Source organism: Oceanimonas aquatica, assembly GCF_030732065.1.
GTDB lineage: Bacteria > Pseudomonadota > Gammaproteobacteria > Enterobacterales > Aeromonadaceae > Oceanimonas.
Genome location: NZ_JAVBHX010000003.1, coordinates 264984 through 285904, shown reverse-complemented (window position 1 = coordinate 285904; position 20921 = coordinate 264984). Strand labels below are relative to the sequence as shown.

Below are 20921 nucleotides of genomic sequence, written 5' to 3'. Positions count from 1 at the left end.
GCACAGCAGTGATCCGCTCGATATTTTTTACATTCTTATCCCTGTGATTCCTCGCTTTCCCCCGGTGCCGGGCATACACTGGGCTCAATTCCAAGGGGTCAAATGACTGCCCCATTGGCTACGCTTTTCTCCATGGTCAATGCCTGTTCTCGAGGAAACCGACACCATGACTTTTAATGATGCCACCACTTCCGTGTTGCTGGAAAACGTCGAACAACTGGTCTGTGAAAAATTTTCAGAGCAAACCGCCCCCCTGGTACAGACCTTTGTCGGCAAGCTTTACAGCGGCATGACCCACGATGATCTGCACCATCGCAACGACAGCGATCTTTACGGTGCCGCCATCAATTTGTGGAACGACTTTGAAACCCGCCCCGATGACACACCCCATGTGCAGGTGTACAACCCCGAGCTGTCCCGCCATGGCTGGCAGTCGCCGCACACCATCGTCGAGCTGGTACTGCGCGACGCGCCGTTTCAGGTAGATTCCATTCGCATGGCCCTGAGCCGCATGGGCATTACCGCCCATCTGATGCTGCATCAGCCGCTGCATCTGGTGCGCAACAAGCAGGGCCGGGTGGAGTGCATTCTCTCCAGCAAGGACAAGGCCCGGCAAAACCGGGCGGAAACCGCCTTTCTGATTGAAATCGACCGCCAGCCCGACAAGAAAAAACGCGATCAGCTGCGCGATGAGCTGCTGTCGGTGGTAGAGGAAGTGGCGCTGGCGGTGGACGACTGGCAGCCCATGGTGAAACGGCTCAACACGGTGATTAAGGAGTTGCCCGCCCAGCTGAAACAGCACGACAAGCAGGATGCGGAAGAGAACCTGTCGTTTCTGCGCTGGGTGGCCGATCACAACTTCACCCTGATGGGCTATCGCCGATACCATATTTCTGCCGTGGAAGGAGATTACGAGCTGGTGCCGGATCACGACACCAGCCTGGGGTTAATGCGCAATATTCAGCACAGCGAGGGCCTGCGCCTGAGCACGCTCACCCCGAATGCCCGGGAAGAAGCCCTCAGTCAGAACATACTGGTACTCACCAAAACCAACCACAAGTCGCGGGTGCACAGACCGGCCTATATCGACTACATCGGCATCAAGCGCTTTGACGCCAAGGGCAACGTCGTTGGTGAAGACCGCTTTATCGGTTTGTATGCCTCCAGCATTTACAACACCAGCGCCATGCAAATTCCCCTGATCGGCGCCAAACTCAAGCGCATTATCGATGCCTCCGGACTGGAAGCCGGCTCTCACGCCTACAAGGCGCTGCTCAATATTCTCGAGACCTATCCCCGCGACGAGCTTATCCAGGCCCGGGAAGACGAGCTGCTGGAGATCGGCATGGGCGTGCTCGGCATGCAGGAGCGGGACATGACCCGGTTGTTTGTGCGCCGGGATCTGTTTGGCCGTTTCTTTTCCTGCATGGTGTATGTCACCAAGGACAGATATAACACCGCCCTGCGGGAAAAAACCCAGCGGATTTTTCAGCACTATTTTGGCTCGGTGGAAGAGGTGGAGTTCACCACCTATTTCTCGGAAGGGGTGCTGGCCCGCACTCACTACCTGATCCGCGTGCAAAACAACACCATGGACATCAATGTGAACGAGATCCAGTCAAACCTGATTGAAGCCGCCCGCAGCTGGGATGACAAGCTGGAGCAGTCGCTGTCTGCCAGTTTTGGCGAAGCCGAGGGCAACCGGCTCAAAGCCAAATATCAGCAGGCCTTTCCCCGGGCCTATACCGAAGACGTGATCCCGGGCTCGGCGGTGGCCGACATCGAACAACTCGAGGCGCTGAGCGACGACAATCGCCTGGGTATGCTGTTCTACCGGGCCCAGGAGCAGGGCCAGGACTCCAACCGGGTGCGGCTCAAGCTCTATCACAGAGCCGAGCCCATTCACCTGTCCGACGTGTTGCCCATGCTGGAAAACATGGGGCTGCGTGTGATCGGGGAAACCCCTTATGAAATTGACTGCGGCAGCGAGACCTTCTGGATCCTCGACTTTTCCATGCTGTACCCCCGCGGGCCACTCGATCTTGATGCCAGTCAGCAGCGCTTTCAGCAGGCCTTTGCCCAGATCTGGAATAGTGAGCTGGAAAACGACGGTTTCAACCGCCTGGTGCTGGCCACCCGGCTGACCGGCCGGGAAGTGAGCGTGCTGCGGGCCTATGCCCGCTACATGCGCCAGACCGGGGTCACCTTCAGCCAGGCCTACATCGAGGAAACCCTGTCACGCTATCCGCACATGGCCTGCCTGCTGTTTACCCTGTTTGAACAGCGGCTGTGCCCGGACCACAAGCAAAATGCCAAGGCGTTGCAGTCCCTGCACCAGGAAATGCTGGAAGAGCTCGACAAGGTCGCCAACCTGGACGATGACCGCATCATTCGCCGCTTTATGGAAATGATTGAGGCGACTCTGCGCACCAACTTCTACCAGCCCGCCAGTGATGGCTGCGACAAGGCCTATATCTCCTTCAAGATGGCGCCCGAGTCCATCAGCGACATGCCGCTGCCCCTGCCAAAGTTCGAGATTTTCGTGTACTCGCCACGAGTAGAAGGGGTGCACCTGCGCTGGGGCAAGGTGGCCCGGGGCGGCCTGCGCTGGTCTGATCGTCGCGAAGATTTTCGCACCGAGGTACTGGGCCTGGTAAAAGCCCAGCAGGTGAAAAACACCGTGATCGTACCGGTGGGCGCCAAGGGCGGCTTTGTGTGCAAGCAACTGCCGGAAGGCGACCGGGTCGCTTTTCTCAAGGAAGGCCAGGACTGCTACCGGCTGTTTATTCGCGGCCTGCTGGATGTTACCGACAACATCGTCAATGGCGAGGTGATCCCGCCGAAAAACGTGGTCCGTCACGACGAGGACGACTACTACCTGGTGGTGGCCGCCGACAAGGGCACCGCCACCTTTTCCGATATTGCCAACGGCATCAGCGCCGAATACGGCCACTGGCTGGGTGATGCCTTTGCCTCCGGCGGCTCCGTGGGCTACGACCACAAGAAAATGGGCATTACCGCCCGGGGCGCCTGGGAGTCGGTCAAGCGTCACTTCCGTGAACTGGGCACCGACTGCCAGAATGCCGACTTTACCTGTGTGGGTGTGGGCGACATGGGCGGCGACGTGTTCGGCAACGGCATGCTGCTGTCGAAACACACCCGGCTGGTGGGCGCCTTTAACCACCTGCATATCTTTATCGATCCCGAGCCGGACGCCGCCAGCAGTTATGAAGAGCGCCAGCGCCTGTTTACCACGCCGGGCAGCAGCTGGGACGATTACAACCGTGAGCTGATTTCCGAGGGCGGCGGCATCTTTGCCCGCTCCGCCAAGTCCATCAGCCTGTCGCCCCAGATGAAAAAGCTGCTGGGCACGCAAAAGGCCAGCCTCACGCCCACCGAGGTGATTCGTCACCTGCTGATGGCCGAGGTGGACTTGCTGTGGAACGGAGGCATCGGCACTTATGTCAAGTCACGGCGAGAGACCGACGCCGACGTGGGCGACCGCGCCAACGACGCCGTGCGCATTAACGGGGAAGATCTCCGTGCCCGCATTGTGGGCGAGGGCGGTAACCTGGGCTGCACCCAGCTGGGCCGGATTGAATACGCCGCCAGGGGCGGGCGCATCAATACCGACTTTACCGACAACGTGGGCGGGGTGGACTGCTCCGACAACGAGGTCAATATCAAGATCCTGCTCAACAAGCTGGTGGCAGAAGGCGAACTGACCAAGAAACACCGGGATCAGCTGCTCTTCGACATGACCGACAAGGTGGCGGACATAGTGCTGACCAACGCCTATCGTCAATCCCAGACCATTTCCATTACCCAGCACAGAGGCGCTCAGGCGCTGAAGGAGCATCAGCGCTTTATGCACTGGCTGGAGCGGGAAGGCGGTCTGGACCGGGGCCTGGAGTTTTTGCCCAACGACGAAGAGCTGGCCGAGCGCATGGCCGCCAACCGTGGCCTGACCCGGCCCGAGCTGGCCATTCTGGTGGCCTACGGCAAGATGGTGCTCAAGGACATGCTCAATATTCCCGAGATCACCAACAACGACTATATTGCCCGGCTGCTGCCGGCCAGCATGCCGGAAAAACTGGTGGCCCGCTTTGGTGAAGCGCTGATGGCGCATCCGCTGCGCAGCGAAATCATCGCGACCCGTCTGGCCAACATCATGGTCAACGACATGGGCTGCAATTTTGCCAACCGCATGCTGGACGAAACCGGCGCCGGCATGGGCGACATTGCCATCAGCTTTATGATTGCCCGGGAAGTGTTAGGCATGAACCAGTTGCTGCGCGACATTGAAGCCCTGGACAACAAGGTGCCGGCGCCGTTGCAACTGCAAATGTTCTACCAGTGCCGGCGCATGGTGCGCCGCGCTACCCGCTGGTTCCTGCGTAACCGCAACCGAAACCAGGGGCTGGAAGACACCATTGCCCAGTTCAAACCTGCCTACGACACTCTCAGTAAACACCTTTACGAGGTGATGGAGGATAGCGAAGTGGCTGAACACCGGAAGGAAGTGGCCCGGCTGGTAGAGCAGGGCGTGCCCGAGTCGCTCGCCGCCCGAATCACGCACATGAGCACCCTGTTCTCGGCGCTGGATCTGGCCCAGATCAGCCACGAACACCAGCAGGACATTGAGGGGGCGGCCCGGGTATATTTCCATCTGGGGGCGGCGCTGGAACTGCACTGGTTCCTGGATCAGATCAACCAGCAGGCAGTGGGTAACCACTGGCAGGCCCTGGCCCGGGCGTCGTTCCGGGAAGATCTGGACTTTCAGCAGCGCAGCCTCACCTCGGTGGTGCTGAAAAACTGTAAAGAAAAAGGCGAATGCGCTACCATGCTGGCCCAGTGGCTTGATGAGCATGAGCAGCTGCTCAATCGTTGGCGTCATTTGCTGGCGGATTTCAAAACCTCCGGCAGCCATGAATTCGCCCAGTTCTCCGTCGCCCTGCGCGAGCTGAACCTGCTGCATCTCAATTGTGTGAACGCCGTCTGATCAGGCGGCCACGACAAAAGCCCCGGCCATGACCGGGGCTTTTTTATAAGGAAACAAAACGTGTACTCCCTGGTAAAACCCCTGCTGTTTCAGTGTGACCCCGAACATGCCCACGAGCTGACCATCAAGGCCCTGGCCAAAACCCAGCGCACTCCGCTGGAAGCCCTGTACCGCCGCCCGGCCATTCATAACCCGGTTGAGCTGATGGGTCTGACCTTCAGCAATCCGGTGGGCCTGGCCGCCGGTCTCGACAAAAACGGCGAGTGTATCGATGCCTTTGCCGCCATGGGCTTTGGTTTTGTGGAAGTGGGCACGGTGACGCCCCGGCCGCAGGACGGTAATCCCAAACCCCGGCTGTTCCGGGTCAAGCCCGCCGAAGGCATCATCAATCGCATGGGCTTTAATAACCTGGGTATCGATTACCTGATCGAGAACGTGAAGCAGGCCCGCTACAACGGCATTCTCGGTATCAATATCGGCAAGAACAAGGACACCCCCATTGAGCATGGCAAGGACGATTACCTGATCTGCATGGAAAAGTCCTATCAACACGCCAGCTATATTACCGTAAACATTTCCTCACCCAATACGCCGGATCTGCGTTCGCTGCAATATGGCGATGCCCTGGACGATCTGCTGAGCTCATTAAAGGAAAAGCAGGCCGAGCTGGCCCAGAAACACCACAAGCAGGTGCCGCTGGTAGTAAAGATTGCCCCGGATCTGGACGAGGCTGAAATCGAGCAGATTGCCGACAGCCTGGTGCGCTTTAATATCGATGGCGTGATTGCCACCAACACCACCCTGGACCGGGAACTGGTGTTTGAGCTGCCCCACGCCCAGGAAGCCGGCGGGCTCAGTGGCCGGCCGGTGCAGAACAAAAGCACCCAGGTGATTGCCGAGCTGTCACGCCGGCTCGACGGCAAGCTGCCGATCATCGGGGTAGGGGGCATCGACTCGCTCACCGCCGCCCGGGAGAAAATGTCTGCCGGCGCCAGCTTGGTGCAGGTCTATTCCGGCTTCATTTATCATGGCCCTAAACTGGTACAAAACCTGGCAACCTATCTGTAAGCTGTCATAATAATTTGCCCCCAGGCGAGTATTTCAATATATATTTAACGTTTTGGGGGACATTTTTTTATTTTCACAAGGTGTGTGAATGCTGCTACAACCAAATGATCAGTGGTGCTGGTTTGTCGGCGCAGACCGGCACCTGATGCTGGATCTGGGAGAGGAAATGCTGTTTGCCACTCCCTACTTACAAAAAAAACTGATTTGCGCCGAGAATATGCGCCAGAATTTCTCGGTGGAAGACACCGGGCTCTATTATACCTTTCTCGACAAACTCAGCTGTGTGGCAACGCCCTCGCGACGGGTACAGGCGGCACTGAATGGTGTGGCCGTGGCTCGCTTTTACAAGCCATTGATGCCCCAGAGCTGGTTTTTTGAGCCTCAGGCCGACTATCACCAGCCTCAGCTGGGCGAGTTGATTGGCCTCGACAGCGGTGAACGCAACCTGGCCATGATGGTGGTGGAAACCTCACCATCAGCGTCGTTGTGCATCTCGCTCTCGGCGGATGTACTGCTGAGTGACTCAAAGAAATTGCCGGTGTTTGGCGCCATCAAGGTGATGAACGATCGTTTGTTCAGTCTGGAGGAAGATACTCAACTGCAGGAAATGCGTCGGGTCGGTTAATACCGGCCGATGTGTTTTTTATGGGGTAGTACTGAAAGGAAGGGGAGAGTGTTCACCGGATTGGTTGCGGGAGCCGGATTTGAACCGACGACCTTCGGGTTATGAGCCCGACGAGCTACCAGGCTGCTCCATCCCGCGGCCGGTGTATACATCTGTTTTCTTGTTCAAACATCAAGTTGGTTGCGGGAGCCGGATTTGAACCGACGACCTTCGGGTTATGAGCCCGACGAGCTACCAGACTGCTCCATCCCGCGCCAGGGGTATTACATCTTGATGCTGCCGTATTGAAATCAAGTTGGTTGCGGGAGCCGGATTTGAACCGACGACCTTCGGGTTATGAGCCCGACGAGCTACCAGACTGCTCCATCCCGCGCCAGGTGCTTGATTTCTTCATTTGCAATACAAAACCGGTTGGTTGCGGGAGCCGGATTTGAACCGACGACCTTCGGGTTATGAGCCCGACGAGCTACCAGACTGCTCCATCCCGCGGCCGATACCTGTATTTACAAATTTTTACAGCTTCTGAGAACTGGTTGCGGGAGCCGGATTTGAACCGACGACCTTCGGGTTATGAGCCCGACGAGCTACCAGACTGCTCCATCCCGCGTCCTCAGGCTGCGTATACTAGTGATCCGCCTCACCGAACGCAACCCCTTGATTGAAACTTTATTTTGCTCGCTCAACAAAGCAGCGACATGGTCAACTGTTATGCGCATTGGCGTTTTTTACGCCGTCATGGACCGCTTGCCCACCATTAATCCGCAGATATCGCCTTGTCACTCATGTATAATATGGCCTCTCTATTTCTGACCATGCGTGATTATGCTGCCGTTTTTTGCTACCTGCCCCAAGGGCCTGGAATCCTTACTCTCCGACGAACTGCAAGCCCTTGGCGCCAGCCAGGTGCAGGAAACCGTGGCCGGTGTGGCCTTTCTGGGCGAACTGGATGTTGCCTACCGGGCCTGTTTGTGGTCACGGCTGGCCTCGCGCATCATGCTGCAGCTGGCCGACTTTCCCATGCGCGACGACATGGACCTTTACCTGGGCGCCAGCAATATAGAGTGGGAAACCCATATAGAAGAAGGCCAGACCTTTGCGGTGGACTTTTCCGGCAGCAACCGGGCCATCACCAACACTCAGTATGGTGCCCTGAAGATCAAGGACGCCATCGTTGATCGCTTAAGCAAGCGCCGGGGCGAACGTCCCAGTGTGGACAAGCGTTTTCCCGACATTCGTATTCTGGCGCACCTGAAGCGCGAGCGGGTCAGCATTACCCTGGACCTGTCGGGCCCGGCACTGCATCAGCGCGGCTACCGCCAGCAGGCGGGCGAGGCACCACTGAAGGAAAACCTGGCCGCCGCCATTTTGCTGCGCAGCGGCTGGGATGCCAAAAGTCCGCTGGTGGACCCCATGTGCGGCTCCGGCACCCTGCTGATAGAAGCCGCGCTGATGGCCGCCGATCAGGCGCCGGGCCTGCTGCGCCCGCGCTTTGGTTTTATGGCCTGGTCCGGTCACGACCGGGAGCTGTGGCAAAGTCTGCACGCCGAAGCCACAGTGCGCGCCACCCGCGGCCTGAACAAGGCTGACGCCGTCATCTATGGCTTTGATCAGGACAAACGGGTGCTGGGCTTTGCCCGGGACAACGCCGAGGCCGCCGGTGTAGAGCGCCTGATCAACTTTGCGCAAGGTTCGGTGAGTGTGCTTAAAAACCCGAGTGAGCAGCCGGGCTGGCTGATTTCCAACCCGCCTTACGGCGAGCGCCTGAGCGAGTTTCCGTCTCTGCTGGGCCTGCATCAGGGTCTGGGCGACACCCTGCGGGATCAGTTCAAGGGCTGGCATGTGAGCCTGATTTCCAGCTCGCCGGAGCTGCTCAGCTGCCTGCGTCTGCGTCCGGAAAAAACCTACAAGCTGTTTAACGGCGCCCTGGCCTGTGAACTGCGCAACTATGCCATTGCCGAGGATGCCCGGCCGGCACGGCCGCTGGCGGAAGACTTTGCCAACCGCCTGGCCAAGAACATCAAGACCCTGGACAAGTGGGCCCGGAACGAGGGCATTGAGTGTTATCGCCTCTATGACGCCGACCTGCCCGAATACAACGCCGCCATCGACCGTTATCAGGACCACCTGGTGATCCAGGAATACGCCGCCCCCAAGAGCGTGCCCGAGCACAAGGCGCGCGCCCGTTTCTATGATCTGGTGCAGGCCACCATGACGGTGACCGGCGTGCCCGGCAACAAGGTGGTGCTCAAGGTGCGCGCTCGCCAAAAGGGCAGTGAGCAGTATGAAAAGCTCGACAAACGTGAGCAGTGGATGGACGTGCAGGAGCACAATGCGCATCTGCTGGTGAACCTGCACGACTATCTGGATACCGGTCTGTTTCTGGATCACAGACCCATTCGCAAGCGCCTGGGCGAGCTTTCCAAGGGCAAGGACGTACTCAATGTGTTCGCCTACACCGGCACCGCCACCGTACACGCCGCCCTGGGCGGCGCCCGCTCCACCACCACGGTGGACATGTCGAGAACCTATCTGGGCTGGGCCGAGCGCAATATGCAGTTAAACGGCATGAATGATCGTCGTCATCAGTATGTGCAGGCCGACTGCCTGAGCTGGCTGGCCAACACCGATGGCGATTATGATCTGATCTTCTGTGATCCGCCGACCTTCTCCAATTCCAAGCGCATGGAAGAGAGTTTCGACGTGCAGCGGGATCACCTTGAACTGCTGCAGCTGCTGAGCAAGCACCTGCGCAAGGACGGTCTGCTGATCTTCTCCAATAACAAGCGCAACTTCAAAATGGATCTCGACGGCCTGGCGGCAATGGGCCTAGATGCAAAGAACATCACCCGATCAACCCTGCCCAAGGACTTTGCCCGTAACCCGCACATTCACAACTGCTGGGAAATTCGCTGGAGTGAACAATGAGCCTGACGCTGTTTTCCACCGACGGTTGCCACCTGTGTGAACAGGCCTGGGGTCTGCTGGAGCAGACCGGACTGGCCGCCGACACCGATATCAAGGACATCATCGACAACGAACAGTGGCTTGACGCCTACCGCATTCGCATTCCGGTGCTGCGCCGGGAAGACGGTGCCGAGCTGGACTGGCCCTTCAGTGCCGATGATCTTATTGCATTTAATCAGGAACAATCATGAGTCTGCTTACCCTGCAAAACGCCCTGCTGGCCTACGGCGATGCGCCGCTGCTGGATGGCGTGGAGCTTAACATTCAGGCCGGCGAGCGGCTGTGTATCGTCGGCCGCAACGGCGCCGGCAAATCCACTCTGATGAAGGTGATCGCCGGCGACATTCAACTTGACGACGGCCGTCGCCAGGTACAGCAGGATGTGGTGATTGCCCGGCTGGAGCAGGATCCCCCCCAGGTTGACGACGATCAGACCGTGTTCGACTATGTTTCCGCCGGCCTGGCCGAGCTGGGTGAGCTGCTGGCCCGTTACCATCACCAGCTTGAAAAAGTCAGTCACGACAGCTCCGACAAGGCCATGAACGAACTGATGCGGCTGCAGGAGCAGGTGGAGCACGCCAACGGCTGGCAGTTTGATACCCGCATTAACCAGAGCCTGACCCTGCTGGGCCTGAATGGCGACACCCGGCTCAAGGATCTCTCGGGCGGCTGGCTGCGCAAGGTGGCCCTGGCCCGGGCGCTGGCCAACGACCCCGATATTCTGCTGTTGGACGAGCCCACCAACCACCTGGACATTGACGCCATAGCCTGGCTGGAAAACTTTCTGGTGGAGTTTCGCGGCGCCATCGTGTTTATCAGCCACGACCGGGCCTTTATTCGCAAGATGGCCACCCGCATTCTCGACCTTGACCGGGGCAAGCTGTCCAGCTGGCCCGGCAACTACGACGACTACCTGGTCAACAAGGAAGAAGCCCTGCGGGTGGAAGCCGAGCAGAATGCCCTGTTCGACAAGCGTCTGGCCCAGGAAGAAGCCTGGATCCGTCAGGGCATCAAGGCCCGCCGCACCCGTAACGAAGGCCGGGTGAGGGCACTCAAGGCATTGCGTAATGAGCGCAGCCAACGCCGGGAAAGCCTGGGCAAGGTCTCGGTCACCCTGGATGACGTGCGCCGCTCGGGCAAGATTGTGTTCGAGGCCGAGCACCTTGGCTTTGACTATGAGGGCAAGCCGCTTATCACCGACTTTTCCGCCCTGGTGCAGCGGGGCGACAAAATTGCCCTCGTCGGCCCCAACGGCTGTGGCAAGAGTACCCTTATCAAGTTGCTGCTGGGACGCCTGGATCCCAAACAGGGCACCCTCAAGTGCGGCACCAAGCTGGATGTGGCCTATTTCGATCAGTACCGGGAGCAGCTCGATCCCGAGCGTACCGTGATGGATAACCTGGCCGACGGCAAACAGGAAGTGGAAGTGGGCGGTAAGTCCCGCCATGTGCTGGGCTATTTGCAGGACTTTTTGTTTGAGCCCAAGCGCGCCCGCACCCCGGTGAAGGCGCTGTCCGGTGGTGAGAAAAACCGTCTGCTGCTGGCCCGGTTGTTTCTGAAGCCCAGCAACCTGCTGGTGCTTGATGAACCCACCAACGATCTGGATGTGGAAACCCTGGAGCTGCTGGAAGAGCTGCTCGCTGATTACCAGGGCACCCTGTTGCTGGTGAGTCACGACCGGGACTTTATCGATAACACGGCTACTCATTGCTGGACCTTTGACGGCAAGGGTGGGGTGGATGAGTTTGTGGGCGGCTATCAGGACATGCTGGCCCAACGCGAACGCCAGGCCGAGCCGACGCCGGTCAAGGCAGACAAGGCCGCCCCGGTGAAGTCGCAGAAGCCGAAACCTTCGGCCGGCAAAAAGCTGTCTTATAAACAGCAGCAGGAGCTGAACGGCCTGCCGGCCCGACTTGAAGCTCTTGAGCAACAGATTGAAGCCCTGCAGGAAGCGATCAACAGTCCGGACTTTTTCACTCAGCCGGAAGACGTGACCCAGCAAACGCTGCAGCAGCTGGCGGCGGTGGAAAGCGAGCTGGAAGAAGCCTTTGCCCGCTGGGAAGAGCTGGAAGAGCTGGCGGCCGGTTAACCCTGTGTTGCCACCTTCATTTATTTGACATGCCGGCCCTTGCGCCGGCATCTTTTTACCCGCCGCCGCGACCAGGTGCCGGCGCAATCCCGGAATGACACTGATTCAATTCTCCGGCCACCCGCCTTCAAAGTGATCAAACTCACATTTCAGTATTTTGCTTTTTCATCAAAACTTCATAAATATCAGTCGCTAAAACGCGGTCCTGGCCTATGCTCGAAAATTACCCCTTGAGAACGTGGTGCAACTCATCTATCACTTAAGAGCGGCAGGATGAACACGCCGCGCACTTTTTGTTGATTAAACGAGGGTAATACCTATGAAGAGACAAAAACGTGACCGTTTGGAAAGAGCGCGTACCCGCGGTTACCAAGCTGGAGTCAGTGGACGTTCCAAAGAGCAGTGCCCCTATACCGATTTCGACGCCAAAGGCCATTGGTTGGGCGGCTGGCGAGATGCCATGGAAGACAAAGGTTCCGGCCTCTTCATCAAGTAAGTAACGTATTCATCATCAACAAAAAGGCCCCGCAATTGCGGGGCCTTCACGTATGGGCACAAAAAAGGCCTCGCGAGCGCGAAGCCTTTGGCATGCGAGCCGGCGATCAGAAAGTGGAGGTGTCGGTAAACAGGCCCACTTTCAGATCCTTGGCTTCATAGATGGGGCGGCCATCCACTTCCACCACGCCGTCGGCGATGCCCATGATCAGCTTGCGCCAGATCACCCGCTTCAGGGTGATCTTGTAGGTGACCTTCTTGGCGGTGGGCAGGATCTGGCCGGTGAACTTCACTTCACCCACGCCCAGGGCACGGCCCTTGCCAGGGCCGCCTTTCCAGCCCAGGAAGAAACCCACCAGCTGCCACATGGCATCCAGGCCCAGACAGCCGGGCATCACCGGGTCGCCGGGAAAGTGGCAGTCAAAAAACCACAGGTCGGGAGTGATATCCAGCTCGGCCACGATCTCGCCCTTACCGTGCTCGCCACCCTCGTCACTGATGTGCATGATGCGGTCCATCATCAGCATGTTGGGGGCGGGCAGCTGGCTGTTACCGGGGCCAAACAGCTCGCCCTGGCTGCAGGCCAGCAGTTCTTCTCTGGTAAAGCTGTGTTTACCCAGTTCTTTTTGTGAAGGCATTTCACTTTTCCGTTTTTCATCGGGCACTCGGCCCGGGTGTAAAATTGGCGTCACTTTAGCGAACAGCTGTGCGCCAGACAAGTCCGATCTCTTAACGGCGTAACAACCGGCGCCAAAAACTGCTTTCCATATTATGACCGTTGAGGTCGTCCAGCCGTTCACGTATGCGACCAAACAGAGTATAGGGGTCATCCACCTTGCCCGCCTCACAGCCCATCAACAGGGCGATGGCTTCTTCCACCCGGGCCACCGGATGGATATGGAATCGCCCCTGCGCCACGGCATCGGCGACCTCGTCCGACAGGTTGAGTTGCAGCCGGTTGCTGGCCGGGATCAGCACGCCCTGTTGACCGGTGACGCCCTGAAGCCGGCAAAGCCGGTAAAAGCCCTCGATTTTTTCGTTCACACCGCCCACGGGCAGCACGTTGCCAAACTGATCCACGGCGCCGGTAATGGCAAAGTGCTGGTAAATGGGCTCCCGGGACAGGGCCGAGAGCAGGGCACAGAGACCGGCCAGTGCCGCACTGTCGCCGTCGATTTCGTGGTAGGACTGTTCAAACACCAGGTTGGCCGACAGCGGCGAGGGGTGTTCGGCACCAAACAGGTTGGCCAGATAACCGTGAATGATCATCATCGCCTTGGCGTGAATATGACCGGCCAGATCGGCCTTGCGCTCGATGTCGGCCACGTCACCGTCGCCCAGGTGCACGGTGGCCGTGAGACGAACCGGCTCGCCAAAATCGTAAGGATGGCCGGCAATCTGGATCACCGACAGGCCATTGATCTGACCGATTTCCTTGCCCTGAGTCTGCATCAGATACTGACCGTCACGTACGCCCAGATCCGACTGCTCTACCAGAAAGTTAAGCCGCTGGTCCTGCTCTTCCTGAGCCAGGCGCAGGTGCTGCTCGGTGATAAGTGTACTGTGTTCGCGAGCGGCAATCACATCCGCCAGCTGCATCATGGCCACCAGATGGGCTTCCACCAGAGACAGCCGGTGCTGATGCTCGGTAATACGGCTGCCGTAGCGGCACAGCCGGGCCACGGCGCCGGCATCCATGTCGCGCAGGCCGTGCTTTTGGCGAAGGTGCGCCAGGTAACCCAGATAGGAAGGCAGGTCTGCCACCGCATCCCATTCGGGAATGATATCGGCACGCAGAAACGCCAGGGTGTCGAGCTCCCGGTCGAGCATGTGCAGCTCGGCCACGGCCAGGCGATCCCCTACCAGAATAAGGTGCACATCCAGCGGCGGCGGCTCGGGCTGAAAATAAAATGCGGCCATCTCATTGGGCCGGCTCCATTCCACCCGCTGAGTGGCAAGGGCGTTCTTCAGCCGGAACCACAGATTGGGCTGATCCAGCAACTCCTCGATGGGTACGATCAGATAGCCGCCGTTGGCCTGATGGATCAGCCCCGGCTCAAGCAGGTGATGATGGCTGAACACAGAGCCCTGCTCGGTCTGAAAATGAATGGCGCCAAACAGTTGTTCGGGGGTGAACTGACGGGCATGCACAATGGGTATGCGATCGTCGTGGCGGTGCACCATCAGGTTGATCAGGACGGGATGGCTGAACCCGCCACCCGATGCCACATGCTGGGCCAGATCCGACAGATAGTCGGCCACTTTCTCATCCTGGTCCTGCTTTTTGAGAATGCGCTCGACGATGTGCTCCGCTTCCAGATGCCGGGAGCTCAGCTCCAGCAGCTGACCCACCAGCTCGCAGAACTCGATGCCGGTGCCGGCCTTGAGCCGCAGCCAGATGGGCTTTTGCGGATGATGCAGGTTTTCCGCGTAACAGAGGTCGAACAGATCGGCGTGATTGGCATGGTGTTTTACCAGATCCTGAACCAGCTCTTCCACATCAAGGCCTGCAAAGCCGTTCAGCAATAAAATGGGGTTGACGCTGTTCAGGCCCGACAGCGTGGCAAAGGCCGAATCGGCCCGTTGTTGCAGGGCGCTAAAGGGCAGGGGAGCCGTATCATTCAGAGTGGTGAGTTCAGGTAATGAGAATGCAGGGGCCAGCTCGGCCGGGCTCAGTGGTTGCACTGGTTCACTCGTTCTAGGGGTCGATGGCGGCCAGTATACTGCAGCCGCGCTTCGGTTACAGCCGGTCCGGCCATATTCTCAGCCTGACAAGGCACAGCTGCCGGCCGATACCGGCGCGCCAGGCGAATTAAGCCGGTAGTCCCGGCGGCTGACGTCAAGCCGTCCGCGGATACCAATGGCCTCACCGGCGCAGTCAATGGCCACCGCCAGGGCGGCAGCCAGTTGTTGTGGCTTAAGGGGAGCGCCGGCATGCATAACAAAGGACGGTGCCAGCGCACAGGCACTGCGGTCGATAATGGTGATGCCATGAGTATTGAGCAGTGGCCAGCTGTGGGCATCGATGGCGGCCACATCGGCCTCGCCGTTTCGCAGTTGTTCAAGGCTTTACGCATGCGCACCGCTGGTGCTCAGGGGGCCGGGCTCAATGTAGTGATGGCGCAGCCATTCGTACAGGGCCGCGCAACCGGAGCGCGAGCTCGGTGAATTAACCACCAGCCGGGGTCGTGCCGGCAAGGTGCGGCACGCTGTCACGATATGGCTGTAGTAATGTCCGGGGGCACAGTCGAGATCCGCAAAGACCGGCCGGGCCACCGGCACCAGGTGACGGGCCGCGGGTGTAAACAAGTCGGGCCCGCAGCACTGGCTCAACAACAAGCCCGAATGGGACCACTGATCGATCAGCGGCAGGCTGCGCTCAAGAGTGCGAGGCAAGGGCAGGGCACAGACTTGCTCCAGCTCGTACCGCAGCGCGCACCAGAACGCATCGAGCCCGGCTCGCGCCGGTGGCAAATCGTACCAGGGCAAACTGGCAATCAGGCGCAACGGAATCTCCTTGCCGCTCAGGATGGAGTGAAAAAACAGGCGCAAAGTGTAATCAGCCCCTGGCCGCAAGTAAACAAAGGATGGTTATAAGGGCCTTTGGCAGAATAATTGTCTTCGAGCCCGAATACAGCCCCGGTAATATTTGAGACCGGGCAGCATAAAATGTTGGGTGGTGTACCATGCGAAGCAATGTCAGGGATTGCCGTTTCCGACCGTTTTGCAGCGTGTCGGATCAGGCAACCCTGATGTTGCTTCGTGAAACCAATGAGCCGCAGGCTGGCTATTAAAAGCGTCTCAACCGTTAACCATTCAGCTTTTGCTGCACGCTGGTGACCTTGTCGGCCATGGTCTGATCCCGGTCGTTGCGGGTGCCGAGCTTGATATGGCTGGTAATGCGCACGGCACCGGCATCGTGCAGTACTTCGTGGCAACGCTTGACCGCCGCCATTACATCATCCCATTCGCCTTCAACATTGGTGCCGTAGCCATGCATGGTGTGCGTGAGTCCGGCATCCTCAAAAATCTGCTGACACATGGCCACGTAAGGCGACACCGAAACGCCAACACCGCCGGGTGACACCATGATATCCATCAGTACGTACATAACTGCTCCTTGAATTGAAATGAACCATTGAGTAAATCACTCTGTCATTCGAGCCAAAGCGCGGGAACAGTACAAGGGCCAGATCCAGGGTCTGGATTGGCCAGTACACGGCTTAGGAATACCATATTTAACATAATATACATTATGCGAAGTTATGTATTTGCAGGTTATTGGGCCACTCCTGGGCCCGAGTTCCGGCTCCCTGACCTTATCTCGGGGTTATCGGTGTTATCACTCCCGTAACCGATCCAGGCGTTTGTTGGCGGCACTTTCATGACGTTCCACCTTGCCGGTGTGCAGATATTGCGACGTGGTGTCGATGCTGTCGTGGCCGGCGTCGGCCTGCACATGAGACAAGGGTCGGCCGTTGTAGTTGATGTCGTGGGTAATGCCGGTATGGCGAATGCCGTGCACCGTGAGCGTGCGCATTTCACTGGCGTCCTGATCAAAGCCATCAGCCATGGCGGCATCGGCGGCGGCGGCCAGCAGCTCGTTCAGCAGTTCACGCAACTGGCGTATGCCCAGGTTGGCATTAATCAGCCCCTGATCCCGGCCTCGCCCGGCGGCGCGATGACGGACGAATAAGGGAATGGCCTCGCCGGGTGCCGGCAGTGGCGACAGCCCGAGATAAGTACGATAGCGCTTGAGCGCCTCGAGCAATTCCCGGGAGACCGCCACGGTGCGCTTTTTGCCGCCTTTGCTGACGGGAATGTAAAAACTCCAGATGCCGGTTTTGGCATCCCGGCGAAACTGGCTCATCACCGGGGAAAAACCCGGGCGGGCCGCCACTTCGGAAATGCGCAGGTAACAGCCGTACATCAGCGATACCAGAAACAGAGTGCGTTCGTGGCGCTCCGGCGCACTTTCGGCAAGGGCCCGGGCCGTGTTCATCACATAGGACCATTGCAGATCGCTGAATACCCGTACTTCGTCTTCGTCACTCAGGGTGGCTGCCACCGGGGCCGGTGAGCCAAACCGGCTGTGACGCATCCACATGGTGGCCGGGTTGCGCTCGGTGACTTCCTCGTTGATGAGATAACCATAAAAGGAAGACAGCACCGCCATCTTGGTTTTCAGGGCCTTGTCGCTGAGCCGGTACGGCTGCTCGATGCCATCGGTTTTTTTACCCAGAAACGGCCGCCACAGCGGATTGGGCCGGCGCTCACCCAGCTCCTTGTCAGCCACAAACTGGGCCACGTTACGGTAGGCAATCAGCGTTTTGGGTGGTGCCAGACAATAGTCCACATAGCGGTTCATGGTGCGCCGGGTCACGTCCACCGGTGAAATCTGCTCCACCTCCAGGCACCAGTGCAAAAAGGTGGTCAGCTCACTGCGGTAGGTCTTGTAATTGTTTTCGCTGTAGCGGCTTTCCAGCAGCCACTCCATGGCATGCTCGTAAATAAAGGCGGCGTCGGATACCCGGTTGAGGGTGAGCTGGGCAATATGCTGGTTCACCAGGCTGTTGCCCTCTTCCAGGTGTTGGGGGGCGTCAAACAGAGGAAAAACCGGTGGCGTGTCCATATATAAGAAAGAAACATCAATCGAGTGGTGTGCGCATAATGCCGATAAATCCAGTTATCGGCAATGAGCCTTGTGCTTTCGGCACTGCTCTATGCTTTTGGTTTGTTCATTCAACCGGAGCCATTGCCATGAAATGATGCTTGGGAACCTGCCCGCATGCTCGCCTGGCTGGGTTCGGCCTTTGCCCAGGCGTCGCTGGCATCCCTGCCCCAGGCCGAAGCCCGATTTAACACCGCTCTATGTTCTGGCTGACTGCAAAGGCAAGACACAAGCTTTCAACCTGCCTTGTCTGTCAAAACAACCTTCCGCCCCTCGCCTGCTTTCAGCCAAAGTAAAACGCCCAGTGTGCTGTTTTTACTGACTCAACCAGCGCGTTGATGTCACTATCCGCACACTTGCAAGCTGCCCCAGCTCACAGCGCCGATGAAACGTGATTCATGCCCCCCTGTCCTGCGTATCTTCTGGCTAAATATGTACTGAGAAAGAAGGCAAAGTAAAAACTCTGCCTTCTTTCCACTAAGGGTATTTTCTAACTGAGTTCCCCTACTCCCTAAAGACTATAAAGTGAGCAACCATAGCGGCAATGGGTAGTATCACTATTGTCCGGACCAAGAAAATCATGATCAGGTCCTTAAAGTTGAGCGGTATCTTGCTCTTGAGTAACATCACCCCCACTTCCGACATGTATACCAATTGAGTGACTGAAACCGAAATAATAACAAACCGTGTCAACTCACTCTCGATTCCGGTTGCAACGACGGCAGGCAAAAACATCTCGGCAAATCCCACCAGCATGGCTGGTGCCGCCTTGTCCGCTTCCGGCAACTGTAATAACTCCAGTACCGGAATCAGAGGATACGATAGCCAGGTCATGAGCGGGGTAAACTCCGCAACAATTAATCCGGTTGTGGCAATCACAACCAGCGGTGGCATCAGGCCAAACCAGATATCACAGGTATTCTGTACTGCAGACTTCAACAGGTTAAGTAAGGATGGCGCAGAGCGGGATTGTTCTACCGCCAGATGAAGGCCCCATGTAAACAATGACTGGCCTGGTGGCACCTCCTCAACCAGGGCCTTTCCTTCGGGTGGATAATAATCTTGAGGAATGCGGGAAAGCGGTGGTAACCGAGGTACGATAATGGCTGCAGCAACACCGGTAACTACCACAGTGGCATAATATTCGATAAACAGGTGTCCCAATCCCACAAATTCGGCAATTACCAAGGTGAATGGCACGGCAACAATCGAAAAGTTGGTCGCTATTATCGCCGCATCCCTGGCAGAGTAGTGCCCCTTTTCATACTGCTGTGATGTTATCAGGATACCGACCGCCGCCGAGGATAGCCAAGAGGCCGTTGCATCGACAGAGGCTCGTCCGGGAATACAGAAAAGCTTTTGAAAAACATTACGAAACAAGGTGCCGACAAACTCCATCAGGCCATAGTCAGTGAGCAAAGGAAGCAAGAGTGCAGCAAACAGGAAAATGGTGACGATGGCCGTTGCCAGATCTTCCAGCACGACTTTTCCAGTTTTATCGGACCAAACCCACTCTGGCCCCAGCTGATAATAGATCATCAGAGTCATCACCAGTCCCAGCAAGCGCAATAAAAGCCAGGGAGTACTCACCGAGAATAAAGCTGAAATAAATGATGTTGGCTTTATCCACCTTGGTTTAAGTAGGGTCACATAAGCAGTGATTAATGCGGAGATACTGACAATACCGAAGACGATCAAGACCATATAGTCTTTCAATTCTGCTTTCAGCCAATTGGAAAGCATGGCCATCACTATCGTTATCTGCCCGTTGTCTTCAACCGGTATAAGAAACGCAGTAACCCCAAGTAAGGAAGGAATGATAAATTTCAGTAATGCCTTGCTACTGAGTCCGGCCAATGGAGAAGTCGAGACCTTCTGCCGAACAGGAAGATTCTTGGTGGTCATGTTCAGATCCTTCTGAAACGTGTAGTAACACATCAACAAACGCCAGGTTCAAAGCAGACCTGGCGCCGCTGTGCTAATCGCTTGACGAGATGAAAGTTACCTTTTGTCTTTGCCGACCTGGTCTGCCAGCATGCAGAGGATCTCCCACATGAGGGTGACGCCAACCAAGGCTGTATTACCGCTGGGGTCAAAGGGCGGGGCGACTTCAACCACATCGCCACCTACCAAATTCAGTCCTTGCAGGCTGCGTATCATGCGCTGTGCTTCATGGGTACTGATGCCACCTACTTCCGGAGTACCAGTCCCCGGGGCATATACGGGATCCAGGCAGTCAACGTCAAAGCTGACATAGGTGTTTTGATCACCAACAACCCGATGAATCTCCTTAATGACCCCTGCCACACCCAGCTCAAAGTATTCTTCAATGCGGATCACTCGGATTCCTTGCTGAAGTCCCCACGTATCATCATCTTCGCTGTAAAGACCACCGCGAATACCGATTTGAACAACACGCTTGGGATCCAGTACCCCCTCCTCTATAGCACGACGAAACGGGGTGCCATGAGTGTATTTGCAACCGCCAAAATAACGGTCAAAGGTGTCGGTATGAGCGTCGAAATGAACCATCCCAAGGGGGCCGTGTTTTTTGGCCAATGCACGAAGTATGGGTAAGCTGACCAGATGGTCCCCACCGGCCGAGAGCGGAATGATATTTTGCTCCACTACCTGATGGTAAAAATGCTCAACTCGTTCCAGGGTATCCTCTATTTTGACAGGATTGACCGGGGTATCCCCCAGATCGGCGCAATTGGCGAGTTCGTAAGGGCTGATGCCCAGGCTTGGGTGAAACTTTCTCATCAGAGAGGAGAGATCCCTCATCTGACGGGGGCCGTGACGAGCGCCGGCACGATTGGTGGTCCCGCCATCCCAAGGTATGCCAATGAGACCGATATCCACATTGCCGGCGTCGGAAACAGGGAGATACGGTAAGCGCATGAAGGTTGCGATGCCTGCATAACGAGGGGTTGCATTGGAATCAATGGGTGAAAAGCTGTGTTTTTGCTCAGACATAGTCTTGCCTCTTCTTACTTGGTCATGGTTT

General features: G+C 57.4%; 15 protein-coding genes and 5 tRNA genes. 7 read left to right on the top strand and 13 right to left on the bottom strand.

Translation table 11 applies throughout. From position 1 onward, the window contains the following. Positions 1 to 166: 166 nt before the first annotated feature. The 3 genes from Q9290_RS06625 to Q9290_RS06615 all read left to right on the top strand — a co-directional run bounded on the left by Q9290_RS06625 (position 167) and on the right by Q9290_RS06615 (position 6695). Positions 167 to 5002: an NAD-glutamate dehydrogenase gene (locus tag Q9290_RS06625; protein WP_306078847.1), complete on the top strand. Its 4836-nt coding sequence runs from the start codon at positions 167 to 169 to the stop codon at positions 5000 to 5002. Positions 5003 to 5062: 60 nt separating this feature from the next. Further along, positions 5063 to 6070: a quinone-dependent dihydroorotate dehydrogenase gene (pyrD, locus tag Q9290_RS06620; RefSeq protein WP_306078846.1), complete on the top strand. Its 1008-nt coding sequence runs from the start codon at positions 5063 to 5065 to the stop codon at positions 6068 to 6070. Positions 6071 to 6158: 88 nt separating this feature from the next. Continuing rightward, on the top strand, positions 6159 to 6695 hold the full coding sequence (locus Q9290_RS06615; protein WP_306078845.1) for a cell division protein ZapC: 537 nt from the start codon (positions 6159 to 6161) through the stop codon (positions 6693 to 6695). A gap of 61 nt (positions 6696 to 6756) precedes the next feature. Here the strand turns inward: Q9290_RS06615 and Q9290_RS06610 are convergent. The 5 genes from Q9290_RS06610 to Q9290_RS06590 all read right to left on the bottom strand — a co-directional run bounded on the left by Q9290_RS06610 (position 6757) and on the right by Q9290_RS06590 (position 7302). Continuing rightward, a tRNA-Met gene (locus Q9290_RS06610) sits at positions 6757 to 6833 on the bottom strand. 39 nt (positions 6834 to 6872) lie between these two features. Beyond that, positions 6873 to 6949: transfer RNA gene (locus Q9290_RS06605), tRNA-Met, on the bottom strand. 42 nt (positions 6950 to 6991) lie between these two features. After that, positions 6992 to 7068: transfer RNA gene (locus Q9290_RS06600), tRNA-Met, on the bottom strand. Positions 7069 to 7107: 39 nt separating this feature from the next. After that, positions 7108 to 7184, bottom strand: a tRNA-Met gene (locus tag Q9290_RS06595). A 41-nt stretch (positions 7185 to 7225) separates the two neighbouring features. After that, positions 7226 to 7302 (bottom strand) — tRNA-Met (locus Q9290_RS06590). 215 nt (positions 7303 to 7517) lie between these two features. On the opposite strand from Q9290_RS06590, the gene rlmKL reads away from it, so the two are divergent. The 4 genes from rlmKL to rmf all read left to right on the top strand — a co-directional run bounded on the left by rlmKL (position 7518) and on the right by rmf (position 12244). Further along, positions 7518 to 9620, top strand: coding sequence for a bifunctional 23S rRNA (guanine(2069)-N(7))-methyltransferase RlmK/23S rRNA (guanine(2445)-N(2))-methyltransferase RlmL (rlmKL, locus tag Q9290_RS06585; protein WP_306078844.1), 2103 nt, complete (start codon positions 7518 to 7520; stop codon positions 9618 to 9620). Beyond that, complete coding sequence (locus Q9290_RS06580; protein WP_306078843.1) at positions 9617 to 9850, top strand: glutaredoxin family protein; 234 nt, start codon at positions 9617 to 9619, stop codon at positions 9848 to 9850. Before rlmKL ends, Q9290_RS06580 begins: the two co-directional genes overlap by 4 nt. Then, entirely contained in the window at positions 9847 to 11748 is a 1902-nt protein-coding gene (uup, locus tag Q9290_RS06575; RefSeq protein ID WP_306078842.1) for an ATP-binding cassette ATPase Uup, read from the top strand. Before Q9290_RS06580 ends, uup begins: the two co-directional genes overlap by 4 nt. A gap of 319 nt (positions 11749 to 12067) precedes the next feature. Beyond that, positions 12068 to 12244, top strand: coding sequence for a ribosome modulation factor (gene rmf, locus Q9290_RS06570; protein ID WP_107852562.1), 177 nt, complete (start codon positions 12068 to 12070; stop codon positions 12242 to 12244). Positions 12245 to 12350: 106 nt separating this feature from the next. Here rmf and fabA read toward each other — a convergent pair whose 3' ends face one another. From fabA to speB, 8 genes are all read right to left on the bottom strand, one after another. Beyond that, complete coding sequence (fabA, locus tag Q9290_RS06565) at positions 12351 to 12881, bottom strand: 3-hydroxyacyl-[acyl-carrier-protein] dehydratase FabA (RefSeq protein ID WP_306078841.1); 531 nt, start codon at positions 12879 to 12881, stop codon at positions 12351 to 12353. A gap of 91 nt (positions 12882 to 12972) precedes the next feature. Beyond that, positions 12973 to 14928, bottom strand: a complete 1956-nt coding sequence (locus Q9290_RS06560) for an AAA family ATPase (protein ID WP_306078840.1) — start codon at positions 14926 to 14928, stop codon at positions 12973 to 12975. A 78-nt stretch (positions 14929 to 15006) separates the two neighbouring features. After that, positions 15007 to 15279 carry a hypothetical protein gene (locus Q9290_RS06555; protein WP_306078839.1) on the bottom strand — a complete coding sequence of 91 codons (273 nt, stop codon included), beginning with the start codon at positions 15277 to 15279 and terminating at the stop codon, positions 15007 to 15009. Positions 15280 to 15312: 33 nt separating this feature from the next. Further along, positions 15313 to 15795 (bottom strand): hypothetical protein, encoded by a 483-nt coding sequence (locus tag Q9290_RS06550; protein ID WP_306078838.1) that lies wholly within the window; start codon positions 15793 to 15795, stop codon positions 15313 to 15315. Positions 15796 to 16051: 256 nt separating this feature from the next. Further along, the gene (locus Q9290_RS06545; RefSeq protein WP_306078837.1) at positions 16052 to 16354 is read right to left on the bottom strand and encodes an MTH1187 family thiamine-binding protein; all 303 of its coding nucleotides are present in this window, start codon (positions 16352 to 16354) and stop codon (positions 16052 to 16054) included. 231 nt (positions 16355 to 16585) lie between these two features. Further along, a complete protein-coding gene (locus Q9290_RS06540; RefSeq protein ID WP_306078836.1) occupies positions 16586 to 17875 on the bottom strand; it encodes a tyrosine-type recombinase/integrase in 1290 nt (429 codons plus the stop codon). A gap of 543 nt (positions 17876 to 18418) precedes the next feature. Further along, entirely contained in the window at positions 18419 to 19819 is a 1401-nt protein-coding gene (locus Q9290_RS06535) for a YjiH family protein (RefSeq protein ID WP_306078835.1), read from the bottom strand. Positions 19820 to 19915: 96 nt separating this feature from the next. Continuing rightward, positions 19916 to 20890, bottom strand: coding sequence for an agmatinase (gene speB, locus Q9290_RS06530; RefSeq protein WP_306078834.1), 975 nt, complete (start codon positions 20888 to 20890; stop codon positions 19916 to 19918). Positions 20891 to 20921 lie beyond the last annotated feature (31 nt).

Bases quoted from the DNA above. Each gene is read 5' to 3' on its own strand.
- Q9290_RS06625 (WP_306078847.1), top strand. From the start codon at position 167: ATGACTTTTAATGATGCCACCACTTCCGTGTTGCTGGAAAACGTCGAA.
- Q9290_RS06615 (WP_306078845.1), top strand. From the start codon at position 6,159: ATGCTGCTACAACCAAATGATCAGTGGTGCTGGTTTGTCGGCGCAGAC.
- rlmKL (WP_306078844.1), top strand. From the start codon at position 7,518: ATGCTGCCGTTTTTTGCTACCTGCCCCAAGGGCCTGGAATCCTTACTC.
- Q9290_RS06580 (WP_306078843.1), top strand. From the start codon at position 9,617: ATGAGCCTGACGCTGTTTTCCACCGACGGTTGCCACCTGTGTGAACAG.
- uup (WP_306078842.1), top strand. From the start codon at position 9,847: ATGAGTCTGCTTACCCTGCAAAACGCCCTGCTGGCCTACGGCGATGCG.
- rmf (WP_107852562.1), top strand. From the start codon at position 12,068: ATGAAGAGACAAAAACGTGACCGTTTGGAAAGAGCGCGTACCCGCGGT.
- fabA (WP_306078841.1), bottom strand. From the start codon at position 12,881: ATGCCTTCACAAAAAGAACTGGGTAAACACAGCTTTACCAGAGAAGAA.
- Q9290_RS06545 (WP_306078837.1), bottom strand. From the start codon at position 16,354: ATGTACGTACTGATGGATATCATGGTGTCACCCGGCGGTGTTGGCGTT.
- Q9290_RS06540 (WP_306078836.1), bottom strand. From the start codon at position 17,875: ATGGACACGCCACCGGTTTTTCCTCTGTTTGACGCCCCCCAACACCTG.
- Q9290_RS06535 (WP_306078835.1), bottom strand. From the start codon at position 19,819: ATGACCACCAAGAATCTTCCTGTTCGGCAGAAGGTCTCGACTTCTCCA.
- speB (WP_306078834.1), bottom strand. From the start codon at position 20,890: ATGTCTGAGCAAAAACACAGCTTTTCACCCATTGATTCCAATGCAACC.